The 23,172-nt window shown below is 39.7% G+C and carries 21 protein-coding genes; 3 read left to right on the top strand and 18 right to left on the bottom strand.

Features of this window, described 5'->3' with window-relative positions; genetic code table 11:
* Positions 1 to 18: 18 nt before the first annotated feature.
* From FBF75_RS06020 to FBF75_RS06055, 8 genes are all read right to left on the bottom strand, one after another.
* Positions 19 to 1,056 carry a FecCD family ABC transporter permease gene (locus tag FBF75_RS06020; RefSeq protein ID WP_041091855.1) on the bottom strand — a complete coding sequence of 346 codons (1,038 nt, stop codon included), beginning with the start codon at positions 1,054 to 1,056 and terminating at the stop codon, positions 19 to 21.
* Positions 1,049 to 2,065, bottom strand: a complete 1,017-nt coding sequence (locus FBF75_RS06025; RefSeq protein ID WP_007500383.1) for a FecCD family ABC transporter permease — start codon at positions 2,063 to 2,065, stop codon at positions 1,049 to 1,051. The genes FBF75_RS06020 and FBF75_RS06025 overlap by 8 nt, the downstream gene beginning before the upstream one ends.
* A 72-nt stretch (positions 2,066 to 2,137) precedes the next feature.
* On the bottom strand, positions 2,138 to 3,091 hold the full coding sequence (locus FBF75_RS06030; protein ID WP_019743810.1) for an ABC transporter substrate-binding protein: 954 nt from the start codon (positions 3,089 to 3,091) through the stop codon (positions 2,138 to 2,140).
* Positions 3,092 to 3,230: 139 nt separating this feature from the next.
* Positions 3,231 to 4,133 (bottom strand): alpha/beta hydrolase, encoded by a 903-nt coding sequence (locus tag FBF75_RS06035; protein WP_136944528.1) that lies wholly within the window; start codon positions 4,131 to 4,133, stop codon positions 3,231 to 3,233.
* A gap of 71 nt (positions 4,134 to 4,204) precedes the next feature.
* Positions 4,205 to 5,116 carry an alpha/beta hydrolase gene (locus FBF75_RS06040; RefSeq protein WP_136944529.1) on the bottom strand — a complete coding sequence of 304 codons (912 nt, stop codon included), beginning with the start codon at positions 5,114 to 5,116 and terminating at the stop codon, positions 4,205 to 4,207.
* A gap of 489 nt (positions 5,117 to 5,605) precedes the next feature.
* Positions 5,606 to 6,034 (bottom strand): phosphate-starvation-inducible protein PsiE, encoded by a 429-nt coding sequence (gene psiE / locus FBF75_RS06045; protein WP_116306167.1) that lies wholly within the window; start codon positions 6,032 to 6,034, stop codon positions 5,606 to 5,608.
* 38 nt (positions 6,035 to 6,072) lie between these two features.
* A complete protein-coding gene (locus FBF75_RS06050; protein WP_116306170.1) occupies positions 6,073 to 7,380 on the bottom strand; it encodes a HAMP domain-containing sensor histidine kinase in 1,308 nt (435 codons plus the stop codon).
* Complete coding sequence (locus FBF75_RS06055) at positions 7,367 to 8,062, bottom strand: response regulator transcription factor (protein ID WP_046526621.1); 696 nt, start codon at positions 8,060 to 8,062, stop codon at positions 7,367 to 7,369. The genes FBF75_RS06050 and FBF75_RS06055 overlap by 14 nt, the downstream gene beginning before the upstream one ends.
* Positions 8,063 to 8,298: 236 nt before the next feature.
* Here FBF75_RS06055 and FBF75_RS06060 point away from each other — a divergent pair, with 236 nt between their 5' ends.
* On the top strand, positions 8,299 to 9,504 hold the full coding sequence (locus FBF75_RS06060) for a DUF418 domain-containing protein (protein WP_136944530.1): 1,206 nt from the start codon (positions 8,299 to 8,301) through the stop codon (positions 9,502 to 9,504).
* 72 nt (positions 9,505 to 9,576) lie between these two features.
* On the opposite strand, the gene FBF75_RS06065 is transcribed toward FBF75_RS06060, so the two are convergent.
* Positions 9,577 to 10,515, bottom strand: a complete 939-nt coding sequence (locus FBF75_RS06065; protein WP_136944531.1) for a helix-turn-helix transcriptional regulator — start codon at positions 10,513 to 10,515, stop codon at positions 9,577 to 9,579.
* An 83-nt stretch (positions 10,516 to 10,598) separates the two neighbouring features.
* Between FBF75_RS06065 and FBF75_RS06070 the strand changes: the two genes are divergently transcribed.
* Positions 10,599 to 11,243, top strand: a complete 645-nt coding sequence (locus FBF75_RS06070; protein WP_136944532.1) for an FMN-dependent NADH-azoreductase — start codon at positions 10,599 to 10,601, stop codon at positions 11,241 to 11,243.
* Positions 11,244 to 11,321: 78 nt separating this feature from the next.
* Here FBF75_RS06070 and FBF75_RS06075 read toward each other — a convergent pair whose 3' ends face one another.
* Together FBF75_RS06075 and FBF75_RS06080 are read right to left on the bottom strand one after the other, a co-directional pair.
* A complete protein-coding gene (locus FBF75_RS06075; RefSeq protein WP_136944533.1) occupies positions 11,322 to 13,178 on the bottom strand; it encodes an alpha/beta fold hydrolase in 1,857 nt (618 codons plus the stop codon).
* 57 nt (positions 13,179 to 13,235) lie between these two features.
* Complete coding sequence (locus tag FBF75_RS06080; RefSeq protein ID WP_136944534.1) at positions 13,236 to 13,820, bottom strand: TetR/AcrR family transcriptional regulator; 585 nt, start codon at positions 13,818 to 13,820, stop codon at positions 13,236 to 13,238.
* Between the two features lie 595 nt (positions 13,821 to 14,415).
* On the opposite strand from FBF75_RS06080, the gene FBF75_RS06085 reads away from it, so the two are divergent.
* The gene (locus FBF75_RS06085; RefSeq protein ID WP_136944535.1) at positions 14,416 to 15,435 is read left to right on the top strand and encodes a hypothetical protein; all 1,020 of its coding nucleotides are present in this window, start codon (positions 14,416 to 14,418) and stop codon (positions 15,433 to 15,435) included.
* 467 nt (positions 15,436 to 15,902) lie between these two features.
* Here FBF75_RS06085 and FBF75_RS19800 read toward each other — a convergent pair whose 3' ends face one another.
* The 7 genes from FBF75_RS19800 to sufD form a co-directional block, all read right to left on the bottom strand.
* Entirely contained in the window at positions 15,903 to 16,901 is a 999-nt protein-coding gene (locus FBF75_RS19800; RefSeq protein ID WP_240692316.1) for a DNA/RNA helicase domain-containing protein, read from the bottom strand.
* Entirely contained in the window at positions 16,898 to 17,647 is a 750-nt protein-coding gene (locus FBF75_RS19805; protein ID WP_240692317.1) for a GIY-YIG nuclease family protein, read from the bottom strand. The genes FBF75_RS19800 and FBF75_RS19805 overlap by 4 nt, the downstream gene beginning before the upstream one ends.
* Positions 17,648 to 17,650: 3 nt before the next feature.
* Positions 17,651 to 17,989, bottom strand: a complete 339-nt coding sequence (locus tag FBF75_RS06095; RefSeq protein ID WP_136944536.1) for a nucleotide pyrophosphohydrolase — start codon at positions 17,987 to 17,989, stop codon at positions 17,651 to 17,653.
* A 785-nt stretch (positions 17,990 to 18,774) separates the two neighbouring features.
* The gene (gene sufB, locus FBF75_RS06105) at positions 18,775 to 20,172 is read right to left on the bottom strand and encodes a Fe-S cluster assembly protein SufB (protein ID WP_007500362.1); all 1,398 of its coding nucleotides are present in this window, start codon (positions 20,170 to 20,172) and stop codon (positions 18,775 to 18,777) included.
* 17 nt (positions 20,173 to 20,189) lie between these two features.
* Positions 20,190 to 20,636 carry a Fe-S cluster assembly sulfur transfer protein SufU gene (gene sufU / locus FBF75_RS06110; protein ID WP_136944537.1) on the bottom strand — a complete coding sequence of 149 codons (447 nt, stop codon included), beginning with the start codon at positions 20,634 to 20,636 and terminating at the stop codon, positions 20,190 to 20,192.
* Positions 20,626 to 21,846 (bottom strand): cysteine desulfurase, encoded by a 1,221-nt coding sequence (locus tag FBF75_RS06115; protein WP_136944538.1) that lies wholly within the window; start codon positions 21,844 to 21,846, stop codon positions 20,626 to 20,628. Before FBF75_RS06115 ends, sufU begins: the two co-directional genes overlap by 11 nt.
* Positions 21,846 to 23,159 carry a Fe-S cluster assembly protein SufD gene (gene sufD / locus FBF75_RS06120; RefSeq protein ID WP_025207941.1) on the bottom strand — a complete coding sequence of 438 codons (1,314 nt, stop codon included), beginning with the start codon at positions 23,157 to 23,159 and terminating at the stop codon, positions 21,846 to 21,848. The genes FBF75_RS06115 and sufD overlap by 1 nt, the downstream gene beginning before the upstream one ends.
* Positions 23,160 to 23,172: the final 13 nt, after the last annotated feature.

Below are 23,172 nucleotides of genomic sequence, written 5' to 3' on the forward strand. Positions count from 1 at the left end.
AAAACCCCCATCTTTCGTTTAGCGATTTCGCTGTTGATATAACAAATAAATAAAGAACGGTGCACCAATTGCCGCCGTAAAAACGCCTGCCGGAACATCTAACGGAAGAAAAGCCGTTCTCGCAACTAAATCTGCCAGCATCACGAGAATACTTCCAACAAGCGCAGATGCTGGAACAAGCGCAATAAAGGAACGACCGATGATCATCCTTGCCACATGTGGCGCCATCAGTCCAACAAATTCAATACCACCTGCGAATGCAACGGCAATACCGGCTAATGTCACACTCATCAGTAGAAAGAATAACCGCTTCGCCTGAACCTTGACTCCGAGACCTGTTGCAAGATCATCCCCAAGCTCCTTTACATTCATCGTTCTTGCCAGCACCATGACAATCGGTAAAATAATCAATACCCAAGGAAGCATTGCGATGACGTCCTTCATTGTAGAACCATATAAACTGCCCGTCAGCCAGATGTATGACTTGGTCGTGGTCATCGTATCGCTGAGCACAAGAGTAAACGTCACACACGCCTTCATAATGGCGGAAATCCCAATTCCCATCAAGACGAGCGTGATCGGCTTGACGCCTTTTTTCCATGAAAGCAAATAAATCAGGCATGATACCGCAAAAGCGCCTGCAATGGCCCACAACGACTGATAAGCAATAGGCACAGTACCCATCCAAAAGACGATGAACATAATGGCGCCAAACGACGCACCGCTCGTAATTCCTATGATGTCAGGCGATGCAAGCGGATTTCGAATGAGACCTTGTAAAATAAGCCCCGATACCGCAAGTGCCGCTCCCACTAAAATCGCAAGCAGGGTCCTTGGAATCCTCAACGTATTTAATACAAACGTATTTCCCTCGCCTTGTCCGAAGATATGCAGCAGCACATCAGTAGGCGGAATAAAGCGGCTGCCCATACAAAGGCTCAGAATAAATAAACCAAAGGCAACGCCTGTCAATAATAGTAAAATCAAAAACGTCCGCTTTGAAAATTGAAATGAAATGCGCCCGCCCTTTGAACGCACTGTATATGTTTTAGCCACCTGTCTTCAACCCCTTGCGCACGAGATAAACAAATAGAGGCGCTCCAGCTACCGCCGTCATGACACCAATCGGTACTTCCTGCGGCATGATCAGAAAACGAGCGGCAAGATCTGCGACAAGTAAAAGCGACGCCCCTACAACGGCACAATACGGCAGTACCCAGCGGTGGTCAGGTCCAACAAGCTTTTTCACAATATGCGGCACAAGAAAACCAACAAATCCAATGGATCCTGCGACAGCGACGGAACCACCTGCTAAAAAGACAACAAGTACCCCCATCGTCATCTTCAAAAGAAGCGTACGCTGGCCAAGCCCTTTCGCAATATCATCACCCGATAAAAGGACATTGATCGAGCGGCCAAGAAGCAGCGCCACCACAGTCGCCCCTAGAATATAAGGCAGCACAGGCAGCAGCATATCTATACTTCTTCCTGACACTGAACCAGCCATCCAGAACAGGATGCTTTGAATGGACTGTTCATTCACGATTAAAAGTCCTTGAGTAAAGGACGCAAATAGAGCAGATATCGCAGCACCTGCGAGCACAATTTTGACCGGTGTCAGTCCGTCTCTTCCAATGGAGCCTAGAAGAAAGACGAGCATACCTGCAATGGCAGCGCCTAAAAAGGCCGTCCACATATAACCTGTTAACGACTCTGTAGAAAAGAAAACAATCGAAATCACAATAAAAAAGAGTCCACCTGCATTAATACCTAAAAGATCTGGTGCAGCCAGCGGGTTTCTCGTCAATGCCTGCATGAGTGCACCTGAAATCGCTAGACTTGATCCAACGACCGTTGCAATTAAAGCTCTTGATAATCTGGATGTCATGACAATCACACTGTTTGGATCTGACTCATCAAACTGAAGAAACGCATGGATGGTGGCTTTGAGGGAAATTGAGGTTTGCCCAAGAGAAATACTGAGCATAAAAAAGACCAACATCAATACGATGAATCCAGCAAATAGCAGTGCCTTGCTCGAATCCTTTTTTAATAAACTTCTCATCTGATTCCCGCTTTCAATCTGTTATGGAAAAAAGGAGAAAATGGTATGTTCACATTTTCTCCTCCGTTCTACTTATTGATCAATTCCTAGACGATCATAAATATCATCAAGCATCATGTTTGCAGCAATGATTCCGCCTGCCATGTTCCAAGTGATTTCATCCACTTTATGCACTTCTTTTGCTTTGACTGCGTCAAGCTGTTTCCATAAAGGATGACTTGTCCACTCTTTATATGTTTTTTCAGCAGCCTTGTCTTGTTCACCTATGAAATAGTAGATCACATCCGCATTCATTTGTGGAATGCTTTCCTTGTCTGTTAATTGGACAACATCTAGTTTTTTATCTTTAATATTCTTAGGCCCTTCAAATCCTAACTCTGTCAAAATCGAACCTGCAAATCCAGTTTGGTAGATTCGCGTATGATCCGCTCGGAAATTAACAACTGCGACATTCAATGGCCAGTTTTTAATGTCCTTTTTCGCCTTTTCTTTGAAATCAGCGACACGGTCATCCCACTTCGTCAGCAATTCTTTTGATTTATCTTGCTGATCTAGCGCTTCACCCATTAACTTTACTGTATCTTTAAAAGTATACACTGTGTCAGTTGCAACAGTTGGCGCGATTTCTTTCAGCTGATCAAATATTTCTTCGTGGCGAATCTTTGATGCAAAGATGACATCTGGCTTCAGCTTTTCAATTTCTTCTAAGTTTGGTTGTGTTTCCTGCCCAACAATTTTGACACCCTTTAAATCATCTCTTAAATATTTATACGTAGGTGCTTCAAGCCAAGATTCTACAACACCCACTGGTTTAATGCCCATAGCGACGGCTGCATCAGTTGCTCCTTGATACAACGTCACCACACGTTTAGGCGATCCTTTAATTTCAGTTGAACCGATAGCGCTTTCAACGGTTCTTGTTTTCTCATTACTATCTGACTTGCCTTCGCTGCTATTACTGCCACAAGCCGCAAGTAATATGATGGAGAGCACAACTAATAGCGACCAAAAAGATTTTTTGAACATGTACCTCACCTATCCATTCTATATGTAGTCATATCGTTTGATAACGATTCTCATTATCACACTATGATTTTATCATAGAAAAGGATGGTGTCAATGTAAATTTTTAAGAAAAAGGTAGAGTGTTGACTAGTTGTTCAGGTTAATTGGAACTTTTCCACATTTGGATTGTATGCCCAATCTTTTTTCCCGATTCTAGTAAAATGGACAAATGAGTATGGTTTTCTATCACTTGGTAAACAGATTGATTTTTCACCTGCTGATTTGGAAGCGTCAGATACGGATGAAATTTGTCTACGTCGTATAACTCATCCTCACTTCCAACAAACATGCCATAAGGCTGGTCCAGCCTTGCAAATTGTTTTTGAGGTGCAGATGGCGTTAAGGCAAGAGACATATTGATGGTAATGCCTGTTAAAAGAAGTGGATCTTGTGCAATCACCCATGCTGGGTAGTGAAATCGTACAGCTTCTGAATGCCCCATCAGCCTTCCTTTTGTCATCGCAGATAGCACGAATTTCCAAACTTGAACTGTGGCAAAAGGGACTTGATTAGACTTCGCTGTGTCAGATTTGTAGCCAAATTCAGGAGCAATAAAAAAGTAACCGTCTACTTTTCTTTTTTCATCCCAAGATAGATATTGAAGCAGCAATCCAGCTCCAGAGGAATGACCACAAAGATAAAGTGCTCCTTCGTGCTGCTGTTTGATGACATCCACAACTTGCGAAATATCTTGCCACACGTCAGTGACTTTGGGTGTATCCCCCTTCTTTCCTTCAGAATATCCGTGGCCTCTCAAATCCAGCAAAAACACATTCACGTGAAAATCATGTTGCAATGTATAGGCGATATGCTCATAACCAGCCAAGCTGTGAGCGCCTCCGCCATGAATGATGATCACATTGGTCTGCGTGTTTGTTTCTGATAAAAACGGATAATAAGCAAGACGTATGCCGTCATGTGATTGAATGAACTGTCTTTCTGGAATAGCTACAGGAGCTACTTCCTGCATACTTGTAAATGAGAACGGTTCTGTTTCGTTCATAATTAACTTTTGATCCTCCAATTAGACACGAGAATGGCTAGAGCATTGCTGGCCATCCTCATGTTCGCATCCTATTTTGTCATATCCCTCAAAGGGAACGTCTTACTCTCAATAATAGCGACAATTTGTTTTAACGCTTGGTTCGCTTCGGGAATAGGGAAGACAGGAAAGACGTGATTCATTTTTGGGTATTCGATATAGTTGATGGGAACACCCTGCTTGTCTGCCATCTCTTTGAATTTCCGGGCATCTGGGAGAAAGAATTCATGAGTGCCAATAAAAACAGAAATTCGTCCTAACGATTTGATTTCTCCATAGATCGGGCTGATCAAATGATGTGTTTCATCTGTATCACCTGCATAGGTTTTGCCCGACTCGATCAGTAAATCTAGGTTGAGCATTGGCTCTTTTGGAACCATTTTAGCGATATCAGGATGACTTAATGTCACATCAAGCCATGGTGATAATAGAATCATGTTTCCAGGCTGCGGGAGACCTTTTTTTGCTAAGTATTGAGCAAAGGCGAGCGATAAACCGCCGCCAGCAGAATCACCCATGATGACGATTTTTTCTGGTGTTCCTTTTTCTAAAAGAGCTTGGTAAACTGGGAGAACACTCTCGATTGCATCCATATACTGATGATTCGGTGCTTTTGGATAAACTGGCACATACACCGTACTATTTAATTGCTTCGTCAATCGATCCAAGAAACGCCAATGCCATACGAGCGGCTGCTCAATATAGCCTCCTCCATGTAAAAATAGCACCTGATGATCATCTGGCTGCACATCTGATTTCAACATGTACGTATCGACTGAAAACATGCTGCTTTTGGTGATGTGATATTTCTTTTTCAACTTCTCAGGCAGCACATAAGGTAATTGATTCGCCATTCTTCGTTCTTCTAAATACCCCTCAACATTTAGTTTCTTCTTTGTAAGTACAAGTAACCATTCAACAAACAAACTTTGAATACTTCGCATACGATCGACCCCTATAGATAGAATGATGACAATCAATGTCTAGGAAAAGAATGGTTTCTCTTTTTCTAAAGCATAACATAAGAACTTGTGAATCCGTTAACTGCTTTGGACAGAATACTTTTTCTATACATCTATTCATTTATGAACACCTGTCTATTTATATTATATTTTCTAGATACATCATCATCAATTGTCAATCTTTCAATCATTGTTCATTAATCAACACATATTCAAAAACTGTTCATTTAAACACAAAAAAGACGAGTGTTGACCACTCGTCCCAGATTGTTGACAAAGGGCTAAAATGAACTTGATTTTAGCCCTTTGTCTTCTTTTCAGCGTGATAGAAAACCTTTGCAGTCTAGGAAGGACGAGCACCGGAGCAGAGCGAATTTGACATTCGTGAGCACCGGAGCGCAGGACTGACACCGAATGCAGGGGTTTGTCTACACGCTGAGACGAGTGTTGACCACTCGTCCTTCTTCTTCCTCACTTCACTTCCTCATGCTCTTGAGCAGCATCTCTTTTGCTCGCAATAAAGAGTGCACAGGTCATTGCAAGTATGGCCAGCGCCCACCAGAACGTCGATACCGCCTCTTCATGATCAATGATAATCAAACGGATGACCGCTGTGATCCCTATATAAATAAAATAGCGAAGCGGAAAATGAAAGTTAGATTTAAAGTATTTAATAATTAAGGCGATAAATTCAAAATACATAAAGAAGATCAGCAGCTCGCCAAGCATTCCATAATAGCTTTCTCCTTTGTTAAACAATGTTTTATAGACGAATTGTACGATGTACCATGTTTCACTAATTAAGAGTACGCTTAGCGCAATCGCTAGAAAGAACAGGCAGATATTCAGAAGGCCTTGCAAGAGATCAGGTACCTTTTGGAAATTGTTGAATCGTTTCATCAGATTGTTTCCCCATTCCATGATGTTGTTTTTGCTCTCTATATTTTGGTATTCCAAAATCGCAGTACGATGTAGTAGGTATCGTGTTTTTCTACACTTTCAAACTGTCCATGCATTCGGGACATCATCCGCTTGATGCTTCGTTCCCCGAGTCCATTGCTTTCCGGTATGATGTCTGTCTTTTTTATCGCATTGCTCACATGGATTTCAAAGACATCTTGGTCGGATAAAAAAGTGATCTGAATGTCCTTTTCAGGATCTGCGTATTTACGTAAGTTAGACATCACATTATCAAATACTCTGCCAAGCTCCTCGACATTCACATTAATATAGCTATCCGGCATTTCGCCTACAATATGGACCGTGAAATTCTCCTGATGCAGCAGGGCGACCTGATCTGATAGAAGATCATAAATCACTTCTTTCACTGCAACGGTTTCAAGCTCTGACTCGTGATCTTTATCTAGCAGGAAATAGGCAAATAGATTGTCAGACAGATTCTTTAATTGCAGGGCTTTTCCATACGCACTCGCTATATATTGCTCCTTGCGGGTATCCGCTAGAGCCTCCTCTTTTTTCGCAAATTCAAGATTCATGATGAGTGATGTCAGCGGGGTCCTCATATCATGCGACATTTCGGTCACCAAGCTGCGGCTCTCTTCCTGCAGATCATCAATAGCCTGAAGCTTGTCCAAAAAGGCTGTTCTTAAATCCTCAATACTCTTTGCAATCATGGCCAATTCATCATGCCCCTTCACTGTCATCTCATAATCGAGCTCACCGCCTTCAAGAATATGAATCTCTTCACGGATCGTTTGCAAGTACCGCAGACTTCGGCGAATGCCAACAAGCACAATCATGAGAAAAATGAGTGTTGCACCAAGCAGTTCTAGTGTAAAGGCGAGATCGTGATATCGAGAGGAGTAAAATCCGTCTACCATAACCCTACCTTCTCCGTCGCTAAATTGAACCGGGTAAGAATGACGCTTTGCGTAGTCGGTCACCTTTTCTTTCCCATAGGCCGATTCGTCAGCGACAGAGTAAATCGAGTCATATTGAAGCACTTCATCCTTGTAAACAGTGAGATTAATATAATCTTCTTTTTTCACCCACTCACCGAATGCTTTTCGATCCGTTGAAGTCAGCTCATGTTCTGAAACGTAGCGGCTGAATGTTTGAATGTATCTAGCAGATTCTTCCTTATAGTACTCATCCGAACTTAAATATCCTTCAATCAGGTGATCAGTGATCTTTTGCAGTGTCAAAAAGACAACACCACTTACGATAGCAGCGACCAAAATGAGCAGTGACAGCTTTTTGGTCAGCGTATATTTACGATGTGCCAAACCGGTATCCTCTCCCCCATTCTGTTTTGATATACACGGGACGAGCCGGGTCATCTTCAATTTTGGCACGCAGCTTTCGGATATGCACCATAACCGTATTGTTTGAACAATAAAAATAAGGCTGGCCCCACACGCTTTCATAAATATTTTGAGCAGAAAATATTTTGTTTCGTTTGTTCATGAGCAGTTTTAATATCCGATATTCTAAATCAGATAACTTGATTTGCTGCCCACTTTTCCACACTTCATTAAATTCCTCACTCACCCTCAGGCTACCACCAACTAAATAGGTTTCTTCCTGTTCCTTTTTTTCCTGATAGATGGTATATCTGCGCAATTGCGCCATGACCCTAGCGTGAAGCTCCTCTTCTGAAAAAGGTTTTGTCATATAATCATCTCCGCCAGCGAGTAATCCTTCTGTTTTATCCAATGTACTTGATCTGGCTGTCAGAAATAAAATGGGAACGTTTGAGGAGGCTCTTATTTGCTGGCACGTTTCTATACCGGAGATACCTGGCATCATGACATCCAAAATCACCAAATCCAGCGAATCATCTATAACATGCAATGCCTGCTTGCCATTCATGGCTCTCAACACCTCATACCCTGTACGTGTCAGAGATTCCTGCAACAGGTCACCAATATCCTGATCATCCTCTACAACTAATATTCGATGGGTCATATCTCTCTCACCTCATCCTCCATGACTTCATTCTTATATATTATTACTATATATCATCTAGCTATGTGAAAAGATACACCATAAATCTTAAGTGTTTATGAATATGATCAATTGCCATCAAGTTGTCACATTTATTTTCAAAAAATTGGATCTTCATAAATGATTAAGAATTGGCCTGTATATTGATTCATTGAAGGATCTATCTTTAGATCCAATACATGAAAAGGAGCATTAATATGAATGTAAGCAAGGTAGAACACGGACAACCAATGAGTCTTAAAGAACGGGTGCATTTCTTGGACATCGTACGAGGATTCGCCTTAATGGGGATTATTTTGGTCAACTATTTTTTGATTGTGGATTCGGTCAAGGGATTTGAGATGGAGTCTAATGATGGTTTTCACCACATTGTGAATTGGTTTGCCTCAGGGAAATTCATTACGTTATTTTCTTTTCTATTCGGGGTTGGTTTTATGATATTTATGGATCGAGCCGCTCAAAAGGTGGACAGCCCGAACAAGTTGTTTGCTCGCAGATTAACCATTCTCTTAGGGATTGGTCTTCTGCATGTCACGTTTGTATGGATTGGTGATATTTTGACCTATTATGCTGTCGCGGGCTTTTTACTGCTTTTCTTTTACAAACGCACAGCCAAAACCATCCAGTACTGGCTCATCACACTCTTTGTGATTCAATTGCTCACGCCTCTTTTCACCATGCTGCTCAATACCATCAGCACAGGATCATCAGGCAAGCCGGATTTTGCCGATTTTGAATTGACCAGTCACAACAGTCTGACTTATTTAGCATCGATAGGTGACCGGTGGACGGATATGTTCACGATGGCTTCGAGCTCATTTTCCACCGTCTATTCCATGTTCTTCATGTTTTTACTTGGTGTGTATTTTGTGAAAATGTCGTTTTTCAAAAACATGGAGACGAAAAAAGCGATTTGGAATCGTATTTGGATGATTTGTACAATTGCTTTTCTTATCACACTAGCCAGTACGATTATGACAGCGGTCACCCCTTTTGAACATACGCCATGGATGAACATTGTCTCTGCACTTGAGCAAAATGGGGGATTGACTGGCAGTATGTTTTATATGAGTTCACTTGCGATGCTGTTTCTGCACATTCCTCAGCTGCGAGGTACTTTAATGGTGTTCACCAAAGTCGGACGAATGTCCCTGACCTGTTATTTGCTTCACTCCATTATTGGCACAATGCTATTTCTCAAGTACGGAGCTGGACTTGCCGATCATCTTTCACCGGCTGGTACGTTCTTCATGGCTATTGGCGTGTATGCCTTCCTTGTCCTTTTCAGTACGTTATGGTTAAAGCGATTTAAGTCTGGACCGATGGAATTTATCTGGCGTCAGCTGACGTATGGAAAGGTCAATGACAAATCGAAAACAAATACATTTCAGGCGGCGAAGTAATAGAAAAAAGGCGAATTACGACAGTTCGCCTTTTTTCATGTGTTGAGTTTTTGTGATTCAGATACAATCCGTTCATTTTATATATTGATCCATCATTTCTTGCAATTGAGTCAAATAACTCTCTTTTAATTCATCGGGGTATTCAATTTTCACATGTTTCCCAAATGAGATCAAATAGTGAGTCATATAAGATAATTCTTCTTGGTTGTACCCACCCACTATATAAGGCGTATCATCAATGGTCTCCAATCTCATATTCGGATAATGATTCTTCAAAAACTTTTCTTTCCCTTGTTCCGTTAATCGACATTTAAAAGAGATATCATGATAGGTTTTTTCGTATTCAAGCTGCAGTGCTTTTAATTCTTCCTTCGTCAATGTGTCTTTCGTTTCTTCTTCGATCATCATGTCCGTCATACAATCACATCTGTAGATGCCCCACTTTTTATTCTGAACATCATATGCTTCGGTAAACCAAATCCCATTTCGATAAAACAACTCAAGAAATTGTAGCCTGATCCTTTTATGTTCATATTGAGTGTATGTCATCTTCACGATTTGATCTTCCATCATTGCCTGCAATATCAAATCCAAATGATGTTGTTCACTCACTGGCGCGACATGATAGTAATGAATCACATCCAAAATCTCCGTGATCCGATGTTTTCTCTCATCAGACATTGTAGCAAACAGTTTTTGGCGAATCTGTGAGTAAGACTTTTTAAATGGTGTTGCTGACAACAGATCTAAGGCTTTAAGAGCGAAAAAAATGGCTTGAACTTCATCTATTTGAAAATAGATCGGAACCAATGGAGATTGATTCACGATCCGATATCCTCCATGTCTGCCATTTTCAACATAAAAAGCTAAGCCCATGGACTCTAGCTCTTCCATATCTCTTAAAGCCGTACGTTTAGAAATGCCAAATTCAGTTTCTAAATCTTTTAATTGAAATGAATATTTATCACTTAAAAAAATAAGCTCTTGGTTTAAGCGTTCTGATTTTTTCATTTGATTTTCCTTCTGAAAAAGGTGACAGGTTTTGTCACCTTTATATTTTATACTCAGTTTATCAAAAGAAAAGGAGCATGCATATGAAAACATTCATTATTAACGCGCACCCTGATTTCACTCATCAAGAAAGTTATTCAAACAAACTGCAAACACTATTTTTAGAACAGTTTAAAAAAAGATTCCCTCATGAGGAGCCTACCATTTTACATTTATATGGAACTGAAATTCCTCGTATCGAAAAAGACCAGCTGCTACGTATTTGGGATAAGCAAGCATCTGAACAATCATTAACAGCTGCGGAGGAAAAAATCGCCGCTTCTTCTGCTGCTTTATTGGCTCAATTCAAAGCACACCATCGAATCGTGATTGTATCACCTGTTCATAATTTCAATGTGACGTCACGTATGAAAGATTATATAGATAATATTTTGATCGCTAGGGAAACGTTTAAGTATACAGAAGAGGGTTCAGTTGGTCTGATGACTGATGATTATCGTGTACTTTTGCTTCAAGCAAGCGGCTCAATTTTCACAAATAACGATCGCTACACACCTCTGGAATTCTCACATTACTACCTAAAAGAAATATTCCAAAACTTGATGGGTTTTCAACAATTTCATATTGTCCGGGCACAAGGAACAGCGATTTTAGATCAAAGGACTATCTTACAATCTGCATCTGATGATATGACGAAAACCTTAGATGCGTTTTATGCACCTCGTTAACCTCTATTTTTTCAAGACCCAGAACGAAAAATTTTGCTCACTTGTCATCAATCTTATTTTTTCGTTTTGGGGTGACTCCTATCTGCTAGTACAAATATTATTGATGACTAATGCTGCCGTTTCACTCGGATGGCTAAGAGGGAAATGGTGGCCATACGGAACAAAATCAACCTTCCCAAGATGCGATGGCGCAGAATAGCCTCTGTCATACTCCCCCCAAATCATGTGAAGATGATCCTTTGTGACTTCTTTAAAGTCACCTTGATCGGTTTTCAGTAATAAATGGTTAAGCTGAACCGTCGTATTTAAAATTCTAGGAGAAGTAAAGCTGTTTCTGATTTTTTCAATATAATGTTCAGGGATGCTCTCCGTGCTTTCAAACAAACCATTTCTTAATACATAACGCTCTATCAAATGAGTCGTTGCCAATCTTAATGTCCATTTGTTCAGAAATTGAGGAACATATAGTGATTTTGCCTTTTGTTTAGCAACAGGCGGCTGCAGTAAAGTGATTGAATACTTCTTATCGATGTATTCTTGTCCCAATGCTTCCAAAAGAATATACGCACCGAATGAATGGCCGATCAGATGTGCACCATTCGTCGCTTTCTCTATTACTTTTTTCACTACATTTAAATAGATGTCTAGAAGATGTTTCGCTCGTTTAAATGGAGAACGCCCCAAACCAGGAAGGTCCAAGATCCATACAGGTTGACCTGTTTTCTCATGAAGCTCTTGTGCTAAAGGAAATAAATCTTCTCCATCACTCAATAAACCATGTAATAAAATAAACGGCTTCCCCTCTCCTTGTAATTGGTAAAGGGTGTTATTATCGCATAATGTTCGTTTAAATAAATGTTGGTGCTCACCATTTTGAGCCATCATTCGATAATCTAGATCAGCTACTACAGCAGGGAAAAATGTCATGACACTCGTCTTCTTAAACCAATCTTCTCCCATTATTTTTTTCGCTGAAACATTTGAAAACGTTCGTTTTGTCATAAAATTCAGTCCGTCAGAAGGAATGTTTGTGAGTTTACTGACACCACTCTTCATGATAGCTTTCATCAGTGGCATTGGGACAGAGATGTTTGGCGTCCTCATATTCATGCTTTCTGACATCATACTTAATAGTTCAGCAACATTCTGATCGTGCTCTTTGTCTTCAACAAGTGTATATGTTTGAATAGCCGGCTGCTCCAACTTGAAAACCTGTACAATACACTTCGCAAACTCATCGTTTGAAATAAGTGGTAACCGATAGTCCTTACCTCCAGGAATCACCGGCATGAGCCCTCTTCGCATACTCTTTACAAGCAAACCCAATCCTGCAATTTGCTCTGTACTCCCTGTTTGACTACTACCAACGACAGTTGGCGGATTAATGACAGAAAGCGGATAACCTACTGCTGATGCCTGCTGACGAATATAAAGATCTGCTAAAAACTTTGTTCTCTCATAAGGATTTTTTATTTTCAAGTAATCGTTTCCTTCTTCAAACACGTCGATGGCAATCTTGCTATTTTGATCATCAAAGGGACTCATATAACCGACAACATGAATAAATTGCTGCAAGCCCTTCGATTGATGAATACTTTTAGCTAATTCACCAATATATTTGGCGCCATTTAAAAAGACGGAAGCTGCCTCTTTACTTGTCGCTTGAATATCCATAGGGCCTCCTGCGTGAATGATCACATCCGTTTTCAATACCCTCTCCTGATCTTCAGCACTTAGACCCAAATCGACTTTCGTCAAATCACCTTCAACAAAGTGCATCACTGCCTCTTTTAAAATGCCTCTTTCTTGAAAAATGCGTGTTGCTTTACTTTTTGACCTCACTAAAAGAAGAATGTTCACATCCTCTTTGACTAATTCTTTCACTAATTGCTTTCCAATAAAGCCTGTTCCACCAATTAAAAATACTGTTTTCATATGAGGTCTCCTTTTTAGTACTAACCAGTACTAATTTGATGTAAAAAAAATGCTTCTTTATCGAAGCAAGTTAAATAAATGATCTGCTGTTTTTGTAATGACAGTGGCATCCTTCAATGTTTCTGAAATAAATAACGCTCCTTCAAGATTTGTCATAAAAAGTGATGCCACCTCATCAATCTGAATCGAATCTCTGAATTCCCCGTTCTCTACCCCTTGTTTCAGTAATAGAGAAACTTTCTCTTGTAATCCTGTAAAAAAAAGACCTATTTTTTCTTTTATTTGTGTGGCCTGTGCAGGACTTTGAATATAAAGAGTAATAAATGGACAGCCGCCCTTATACTCTCTCGCCTGAACTCCTTGTGATAATTGCTTTAAAAACAGTTGAATTCGATCTTCAACTGAAAATTGGGTCTGAGACAGTACGTCATCCATTGCAGCTTGATACATATCAATCCAATAATCAACGACCCCTTCTAATAATTCTTCCTTATTAGAAAAGTGATAGTACACATTAGACTTTGACACTTTGCTTACACGAACTAATTCATCCATACTTGTATAAGCAAACCCTTTTTCTAAAAATAAAGTTGCAGCTACTTCAAGTACCCGTTTTTGATTTATTAATTTTGCCTTTGTCATAATTAGAACTATACAGTACTAATTTATTCAGGGCAAGTATTTATGTATATTTAGAAAAAAGTTTGATGCTACAAAATATAATGGCTTTAATGGGCCTGACTTCACGAACTAGATTAATCTGTCATTCCAGGAAGAATACTGTATACTTCTCCACATTTACATAAAAAAAACACAACACCATGAAGGTCTTTAATTAACAAATGGTATCATAACGATATCACTCGAAATTAAATGCCTTCAAAAGCGTTGTGTTTCAATGTCTTTATTAACAGATTGAACCTTCCATCTCGAATTTGATTAATTTTACCCGAAATGGCACGAATTGATTTATAAAAAGGTAGCCCAAACCCTTGATATATAGCTATTTCTTTAAATCGTATAAAATGGATTATAATTTTAACTTGGCACAAACTTGGCATGTTATTGGCACGGTGTTGGCATTGGAAAAATCATATAAAATCAGGACTTTACAGTAAGCACTCACGGCAAAGCAAATTAACACATTATAAGAGAAAGATGGTAAAGTTGTTATAAAATACATAGCTATTCGATAGATCGTTAATATCTTTATTATAAATGGGGAGGCTGGAAATACTTGGACAGGCTATTGTCTATTGGAACGAAACATGGATGTTTTACTATAATCGCTGGTTTTGAAGCATATCAAGAAGAAGTTGCTAAAGATAGAATTGTAAAACTAGAACAAGATAAGCAAAAGTTTATAAATGGGAGGGAAAATCCTAATAATAATATTGAATCTGTAGATACTTTTGATGAATGGATACAACGTTACAAGTCTCATAAGCTATATAAATGTCAGTGTAAATGTGGAAAAGTAGTTTATATGGTTGAGACTGATTTTTCAGGAAAAAGATGGAGAGATTGTGAAGGGTTTGAAGGTATAGGAGAAGATAAAAGTTGTGGGTTAAAGCAAGAGCGTATTAAAAAGAGAGTAGCTTCATATCCCAGAGTAAAAGACGAAAGCTATCATATTGATTATTCCAATACCACACATGAATCATTAGAGATATTAGAATGTATTAATGAAAATTATGAGGGAATACCTATTACATATGACAAACGAAAAAAGGGAGCTGGAGCTGGCAAATGTATTGTATATAAGTTATATAAATGTCGTTGCTATCTGTGTGGTAAAGAATATGAATTTAAATCATCAGATTTTGAGATAAAAATTGATGCATACGGGTCTAGAGCGATGGATGGATATTATTGTAATGCTTTTTGTGACTGTCATAACATTTCATCATTTCAATGGCGAACTATTAAAATACTAAGAAAACAGAATGTAGCATATAGAGTTGAGGTTGAGTTTCAAGACTTATATGGTGTAGGGCAAAAGAAATTGTTGCGTTATGACTTTGCTATTCTCGGTTCAGATAATAGCATTAAATGTCTTATTGAGTGTCAAGGTGAACAACATTATAAGCCTGTAGATGAGTTCGGTGGTGTTTCACAATTTGAGTATCAAGTAAAGAATGACGAATTAAAACGTAAATATGCAAAGTCACATAATATACCTTTATTCGAAATTCCGTATACTTGTAATACATACGAAAAGGAAATGAAATTTCTTAAAACTGCTGGAATTTTTTAATCACATATTTTCAGATATCGATTAAATTAACTGCACTTGTCAAGATGCACTAAGCCAATGAGATAACGATTGTCGGACATCGGATTAAGGGAGCATAAAATTCTAATTTATCGGTGTGTTTGATTTGAAAGTACATAAGACACTTAGATGTCTTATTTTATATCATCGTCAATTATCCCAGTCAAATCAAATTGTTAGTTCTTCCCCTAACCCGTTCGTTCAATAACAATTATTATCTTGATATTACTAAAAAAGAAGAAGACGAACTTAAAAAGTTCGCCTCCTGCACTGAAAAGTAATTTCAACATGGCACGAATTTGGCATTGCGTTGCCATTGTCTGAAGTCACATAAAACAAGGATTTTACAGTAAGAACTCACGGTCGCCGCTGTGAGTTTTTTTCATTTTTTTAAGGTGTTCTTATTGAGATAAAGCACCCGTTAGTCAAGCATGCAAAATATCAGGTACTTATTTAATCTCCAATACTTCCTCCATATACTTTTTAAATGCATCATTTTTCCAGAATCCCAGCCGAATCCCGTCAATTCCTCTAGTCATCAGAATATAGTAAATATTCAACACAAATAAGGTAAATTCATGTGCATTTTCAGGGCTTTCATCGTCTTTGGAGAACTTGCCGTTTACATTATGAAAATTCTCTGGATTGCCGAATAACCGTCCCTTTGCATCGACTTGAAGATCATTGCCGACTAAAACACCGACTTTATTCAAATCGATACCCTGGACTGCAAAAACGGAGCCAATCTGATCCTCAGCATCGGCATCCACTGAATTAATCCAATTTTCTTGAGTGGAATTCCATCTTCGTTTGATATTTCCTTCATGCCAATGAGTGATTAACGGGTCTTTGCCATCAGCCTGCTTCCAAGGTTCAACTAATCCACCTAGCACACGGTTTATATGTTCAGGATTGAAATTTCTGTCTTCTTCTACCCAATCAATCAAATTCTTTAAAGGTTCCGTTTCAAAATAGCCAAAATAAGCATCAGCATTACTATCTTGGAACACAGCTCTGTCAAATTTCGGGTTAAAATTCGTTTGTTTTAATAGACCTGTATCCTTATACAATAGATATTTAATACCATTTACGAAGTCTTCTGATGAATAGTTCTTTCCTGCTGGAGCTTGGATTCTAAATTGTGTTGTTAAGTATCTCTGTTCAAAGTCTTTGGTTGCTTCTTTGAATTGCACACGTGTCATATTGGCAGGGCGAATAGCTTGCAATACGTCATACATTAACACGATTTGACGGCCTATTTTTTTTAAAGACTCCAAGTGGTTATCATCCTGGGCAAATCTTCCCTTATACACTTTGTTGAAGGATGCCATTTGCTTGGAAAATTTTCTAGAAAGCTTATGAGATTCGTCAACAATTACAACATCATAATTTTCATCGGCATTAATCAACTGTGTCGAGGTAGCAAGTGTCAGGTTACTGTTGTTCATTCCATATACTCTAAAGATATCCTTTGCCGTTTTAATCCAATTAGCTGCAAAACGACTGCTATTCGCTGATTAGGTTTTTCTTTCAATAGTTTAGCGACCAAATGAGTCAGCAATACGGTTTTGCCAGTCCCTGCATCCCCATTAATCACAAAGCTTTTATCAGGATTCGATTCAATCTCTTCAAGAAAGCCCATTTGCTGGTTTGTTAATTCTTTGATTGGGCTATATTTGACCAGTGCACCATTGCGCAACTCCTCTAAAGTCTTTGTGCTTACCCATCCATTAGGGTATAGCTCTTTTTCCCAAAAAGGTAAAATAACTTCTGAAGCAACCTTTTCTCGTTCTCGGTAGTCATTGACACTGTTGCCATAGGTTCGATTAATAATCTCATCATTATCATATTGAACCAGCTGCTTTTTAGATTTTGGATTGTCGGCCATAAAGTAGGTTATCAGCTGGCTTTCGACATCATCTAAGGCTGAACCGTTGAAATAGGATGAAATAAGAATCATTACTTGGTCGAAATCTGCTATATTAAATTTTTCCTCTTGACCATTGTAGTGCTGCCTATTCCGCTCAGTAAAGTGTTTCGTTTGTCCAATGTAAACCTTTTTCGACTTCGTACCTTTGTAGATATAAACGACATTGCCATTTCTAAGAATATTTTGTTCAGACTGGCGAAGTTTATCGAAACCTTCCAATTCTCCATTTTTCACTTTCAATGTTATACAGTTGTACTTAGCCATTGCTTAATCCACCTCATCCAGTTCATTATATTTCTTTTTTTGACCAAAGCTTTTAGGAACTGGATATTTCTCAGCATTTTTAATCAATTTTTCTGCGATGATTTCATCAATATCAAATCCCAGATTATCAGCCATCATATAAGAGTAAATCAGCACATCTGCCAGTTCTTCTTTAAGTCGCTCAGGATTTTCTTTGGATTCTTCTGGTGTTTTCCATTGAAATAATTCCAATAATTCATTTGCTTCTAAAGAGATGGAAATTGCCAAATCTTTTTCATTATGAAATTGCCGCCAATTGCGCTCATCTCTAAATTGATTAATCCGCTGCATTGTTTCACTCATATTAATTTCCTTTCATTCCTTTCAGAAAATGTTTCCCCTATCTTGATTATTGAACCAGGTATAGTAGGTTTCTTTTCTAACAATCCTTCAATATTTATGTACATATTTAGTTTATGTTACGAACCTTCCTTCTTCAACTATCCTGTCCCTTTAATTCAATAAAAAGAGCAACTACATAAAATAGCTGCTAAACGATTGGAGGGGTTGTTTTCAATTAAAAATAACAAAAAGCTATTAAAACTAAATGACATATTAGGCTTAAGTCTTTCCGCCTAACTTCTCAAGCCTTTTGAACAAAACATTTTTTTATTAACATCCTTTAATTTGGATTTTCGATATTCCATATAATTGGCTGAACGATGAACTTGATAGGATACTAGCCTTTTTTCTTGTTTTCTGGTTTCTGCCGATATTGGCGATAATATGCTTTCCATCCTTCTTCAATCATAGTGTACATTGTTATTCCTCCTTTGCCCCCATACTGCCTGAACAGGAATTTATTGAATCAGCCGAATGAGATGGAGAAATCCGGCTACTGACTCTTTAGGCATACTCATGCCGTTCTACTGCTTGAATCAGGTGCAAGCCTTCAATATGCATCAAATCGTTTGGGGCATAAAACCATCAAAACAACTGTCGACACTTATCTTAATATTACTGAAAAAATTGAAGAAGACGAACTAAAAAAGTTCGCCTCCTACACTAAAAGATAATTTCAACCTGGCACAAATTTGGCACGATATGAAATCCTCTCAAACCCCTGATATATAAAGGTTTTTTATTTATTAACCAATAGAACCTTCCATTTCAAACTTAATCAAACGGTTCATTTCAACGGCGTATTCCATTGGCAGTTCTTTTGTGAATGGCTCGATGAAGCCCATGACGATCATTTCTGTTGCTTCTTCTTCAGAAATTCCGCGGCTCATCAAGTAGAATAGCTGCTCTTCTGATACTTTCGATACCTTCGCTTCGTGCTCTAATGAAATGTTGTCGTTTAAGATTTCATTGTAAGGGATCGTATCAGATGTTGATTTGTTATCCATGATGAGTGTGTCACACTCGATGTTTGAGCGTGCACCCTCTGCTTTGCGTCCGAAGTGTACGATTCCACGGTATGTGACTTTACCGCCTTGTTTGGAAATCGATTTCGATACGATCGTTGAAGATGTGTTTGGTGCAAGATGAATCATTTTTGCACCTGCATCTTGGTGCTGACCTTTACCTGCTAGGGCAATACTTAATGTCATACCACGAGCGCCTTCACCTTTTAAGATGACAGCTGGGTATTTCATTGTCAGCTTAGAACCGATGTTTCCATCAATCCATTCCATTGTTGCATTCTCTTCACATACTGTACGTTTTGTCACAAGGTTGAAGACGTTGTTTGCCCAGTTTTGAATCGTCGTATAACGGCAGTAGCCGCCTTTTTTCACGATAATTTCAACAACCGCACTATGAAGTGAGTTTGTTGTGTAAACTGGAGCTGTACAACCTTCTACGTAATGCACGTGTGCGCCTTCATCAACGATGATCAGTGTACGTTCGAACTGACCCATGTTCTCAGAGTTGATTCGGAAGTATGCTTGCAGTGGTGTATCTACTTTTACGCCTTTTGGTACGTAGATGAATGAACCACCAGACCATACAGCCGAGTTAAGCGCAGCAAATTTGTTGTCAGTCGGAGGAATGACTTTTGCCCAGTGCTCACGGAAGATGTCTTCGTTCTCTTTTAATGCACTGTCTGTATCTTTAAACACAATGCCTAGATCTTCAAGATCTTGCTTCATGTTGTGATACACAACTTCAGATTCATACTGAGCAGATACACCTGCTAAGTACTTTTGCTCTGCTTCAGGGATTCCAAGCTTGTCAAAGGTTTGTTTGATTTCTTCTGGTACTTCATCCCAAGAACGCTCAGAGCGTTCTGATGGTTTTACGTAGTACGTAATTTCATCAAAGTTTAATGCATTTAAATCTCCGCCCCATTGTGGCATCGGCATGTTGTAAAAGTGCTCAAGAGATTTCAAACGGAAGTCGAGCATCCACTGAGGCTCTTCTTTCATACGAGAAATTTCTTCAACGATCTCTTTTGTCAGTCCGCGCTCTGAACGGAAAATGGAAACGTCTTTATCAGAAAAGCCGTATTTATATTCACCAACATCTGGCATTTTTTTAGCCATCCATTTTCACTCCAATCTTATGATTTGCCGTTATCTTCGGCAGATGCGCCTTTTTCAAGCGCCTTCCAGGATAATGTTGCACATTTGATGCGCGCTGGGAATTTTGCTACTCCCTGCAGCGCCTCAATGTCACCAAGATCAATGGAATCGTCGTATTCTTTTCCTAGCATCATATCGGAGAAAATCTGAGACATTTTCAAAGCTGTTTCAATATCTTTCCCTTTAATCGCCTGCGTCATCATAGAGGCAGATGCCATCGAAATCGAGCATCCTTCTCCTTCAAATTTCGCATCCATGACTTTTTTGTCTTCGATTTTCATCGTGAGACGAATGCGGTCACCACACGTAGGGTTGTTCATATCGACGACAATGCTGTCGTTTAACACACCTTTGTTTCTCGGATTTTTATAATGATCCATAATCACTTGTCTGTACAGTGTGTCTAAGTTTACATTAAAAGACATTCGTAAAATACTCCTTTGTCTTACGGAGCGCTGCCATGAGCTCGTCAATCTCCTCTTCTGTATTGTACAGATAGAAGCTTGCTCTTGCAGTCGCTGATACACCAAGCCATTTCATGAGCGGCTGTGCACAGTGATGTCCAGCACGAATGGCGACACCTTCCGTATCTAGAACAGTTGAGGCATCATGAGGATGGACGTCGTCTAAGTTAAACGTCACAAGTCCAGCTCGGTGCTGCGGTCCGTAAACCGTGACACCTTCAAGCTCCTTAAAGCGCTCAAGTGCATAAGTCGCAAGCTGATGCTCGTAACGGCTGACTTCCTCCATTCCGATGTCATTTAAGAAATCAATCGCTTTTCCGAGCCCAATTGCTCCTGCAATAATCGGTGTTCCCGCTTCAAATTTCCACGGCAGCTCTTTCCATGTAGAATCATATAGATCCACAAAGTCGATCATTTCACCGCCAAACTCAGCAGGCTCCATATTATTCAAAAGGTCCTTCTTCCCGTAAAGAACACCAATGCCAGTCGGTCCACACATTTTATGCCCAGAGAAGGCGAAAAAGTCGCAATCCAAGTCCTGAACATCAATTTGCATGTGCGGGGTGCTCTGGGCACCATCGACGACAATAATTGCACCGTGATCGTGGGCAATCTTTGCAATGTCTTTAATTGGATTGATGGTTCCTAATACGTTTGAGACATGTGTGACAGCAACGATTTTCGTTTGATGTGTGATGGTTTGCTTCACATCTTCAAGCGACAGCGTGCCGTCTTCCTGTAACGGAATATATTTCAATGTGGCGCCAGTTGCTTTTGCTGCCTGCTGCCAAGGGATGATATTCGCATGATGTTCCATATGCGTAATGACGATCTCATCGCCTTCTTTAAGGTTTGCTCTTGCATAGCTGATTGCCACTGTGTTTAGTGCGGTTGTTGTACCTCTAGTAAAAATAATCTCCTGGACAGAAGAAGCACCAATGAATGCTCGAACTTTCTCTCTTGCACCCTCGTATGCGTCCGTTGCTTTTGTGCCAAGGGTATGAACACCCCGGTGGACGTTCGAGTTGTAAGACCGGTAATACTCATTCATTGCATCAATGACAACTCGTGGTTTTTGAGATGTCGCTGCACTGTCCAAATACACCAAATCATGTCCGTTCACTTGCTGATGAAGGATTGGAAACTGCTCACGAACGTCTTTGATATTCATTATTTTACTTTCCTTTCAATCACAGAAACGAGCTGCTTTTTAACTCCTTCAATCGGCAGTTCTTTGACGACTGGATTTAAGAAGCCATAAATGACAAGTCTTTCTGCATCTTCTTTGGAAATCCCACGGCTCATGAGGTAATAGAGTTGAATTGGATCAACACGCCCAACAGACGCAGCGTGCCCTGCTGTTACATCATCTTCATCGATTAAAAGAATTGGGTTAGCGTCACCGCGTGCTTTCTCACTCAGCATGAGAACACGAGATTCTTGCTCCGCATTTGACTTCGTTGCGCCATGCTCGATTTTACCAATCCCGTTAAAGATAGAAGATGCTTGATCCTTCATGACACCATGCTTCAAGATATACCCTTCAGAGTTTTTACCGAAGTGGATGATGCTTGTTGTGAAGTTTTCCGTTTGATTCCCGCGGCCAACAACAACTGATTTTGTATCACCGAATGTACCGTCGCCCATAAGCTTTGTGATGTTTTCAGACACAACGTCTCCATCATTCATCAGACCAAGCGCCCATTCGATTTTACTGTCACGACCATTTGCCATACCACGTCTATTCACATAGACTGTCACACCTTCTGCAAGATTATCCACTGCACCGTAAGTGACGCGGGCATTTGCACCTGTGAAGACTTCAGACACGATATTGAAGATCGCTTCTTCTGGTGTTGCCGTACTGATGTAGTTTTCGACATATGTCACAGCACTATGATCGTCTGCTACAACGATGACATGGTTGAACAACGTTGTTTCGTCATTTTCATGAAGATAAACGGCTTGAATTGGTGCCTCAAGCTCTACGTTTTTCGGTACATAGAGGAAAGCTCCGCCATTCACTAAAGCAGCATGTAAAGCTGTTAGTTTGTGCTCATCCACTTTCACTGCATCAGTCATGAAATATTTCTTCACTAGCTCTCCATGTTCGCGAATCGCTGTATGGATATCAGTGAAGATCACGCCTTTATCTTTTGCTTCACTAGAAAGAGACAAGTATGCTGGCGTTTGATCACGCTGTATATAGACTGTCTTATCTGTGTCCTCTAAATCAATAAGAGATTTCACTTCTTCAGGAAGCTCTTCTAAAGATCCAAATGGCGCACTTTCAACTGTATGCTGTTTGAAATTGGTTAAATTCCATTTTGAAATATTCGTTTTGTCAGGCTTTGGCATTGGAAGGTCTTCTGCTTTTTCAAGAGCCTGTAAGCGAAGGGAACTCATCCATGCCGGTTCCTGATGCTTCTCGGAGAAGCTTTTGACATAATCTTGATCTACTGATAATTTCGTTTCTAATGTCATCAATAATCCTCCT

The organism is Bacillus sp. S2(2019), from assembly GCF_005144805.1.
Taxonomy (GTDB): Bacteria; Bacillota; Bacilli; order Bacillales; family Bacillaceae; genus Bacillus; species Bacillus altitudinis.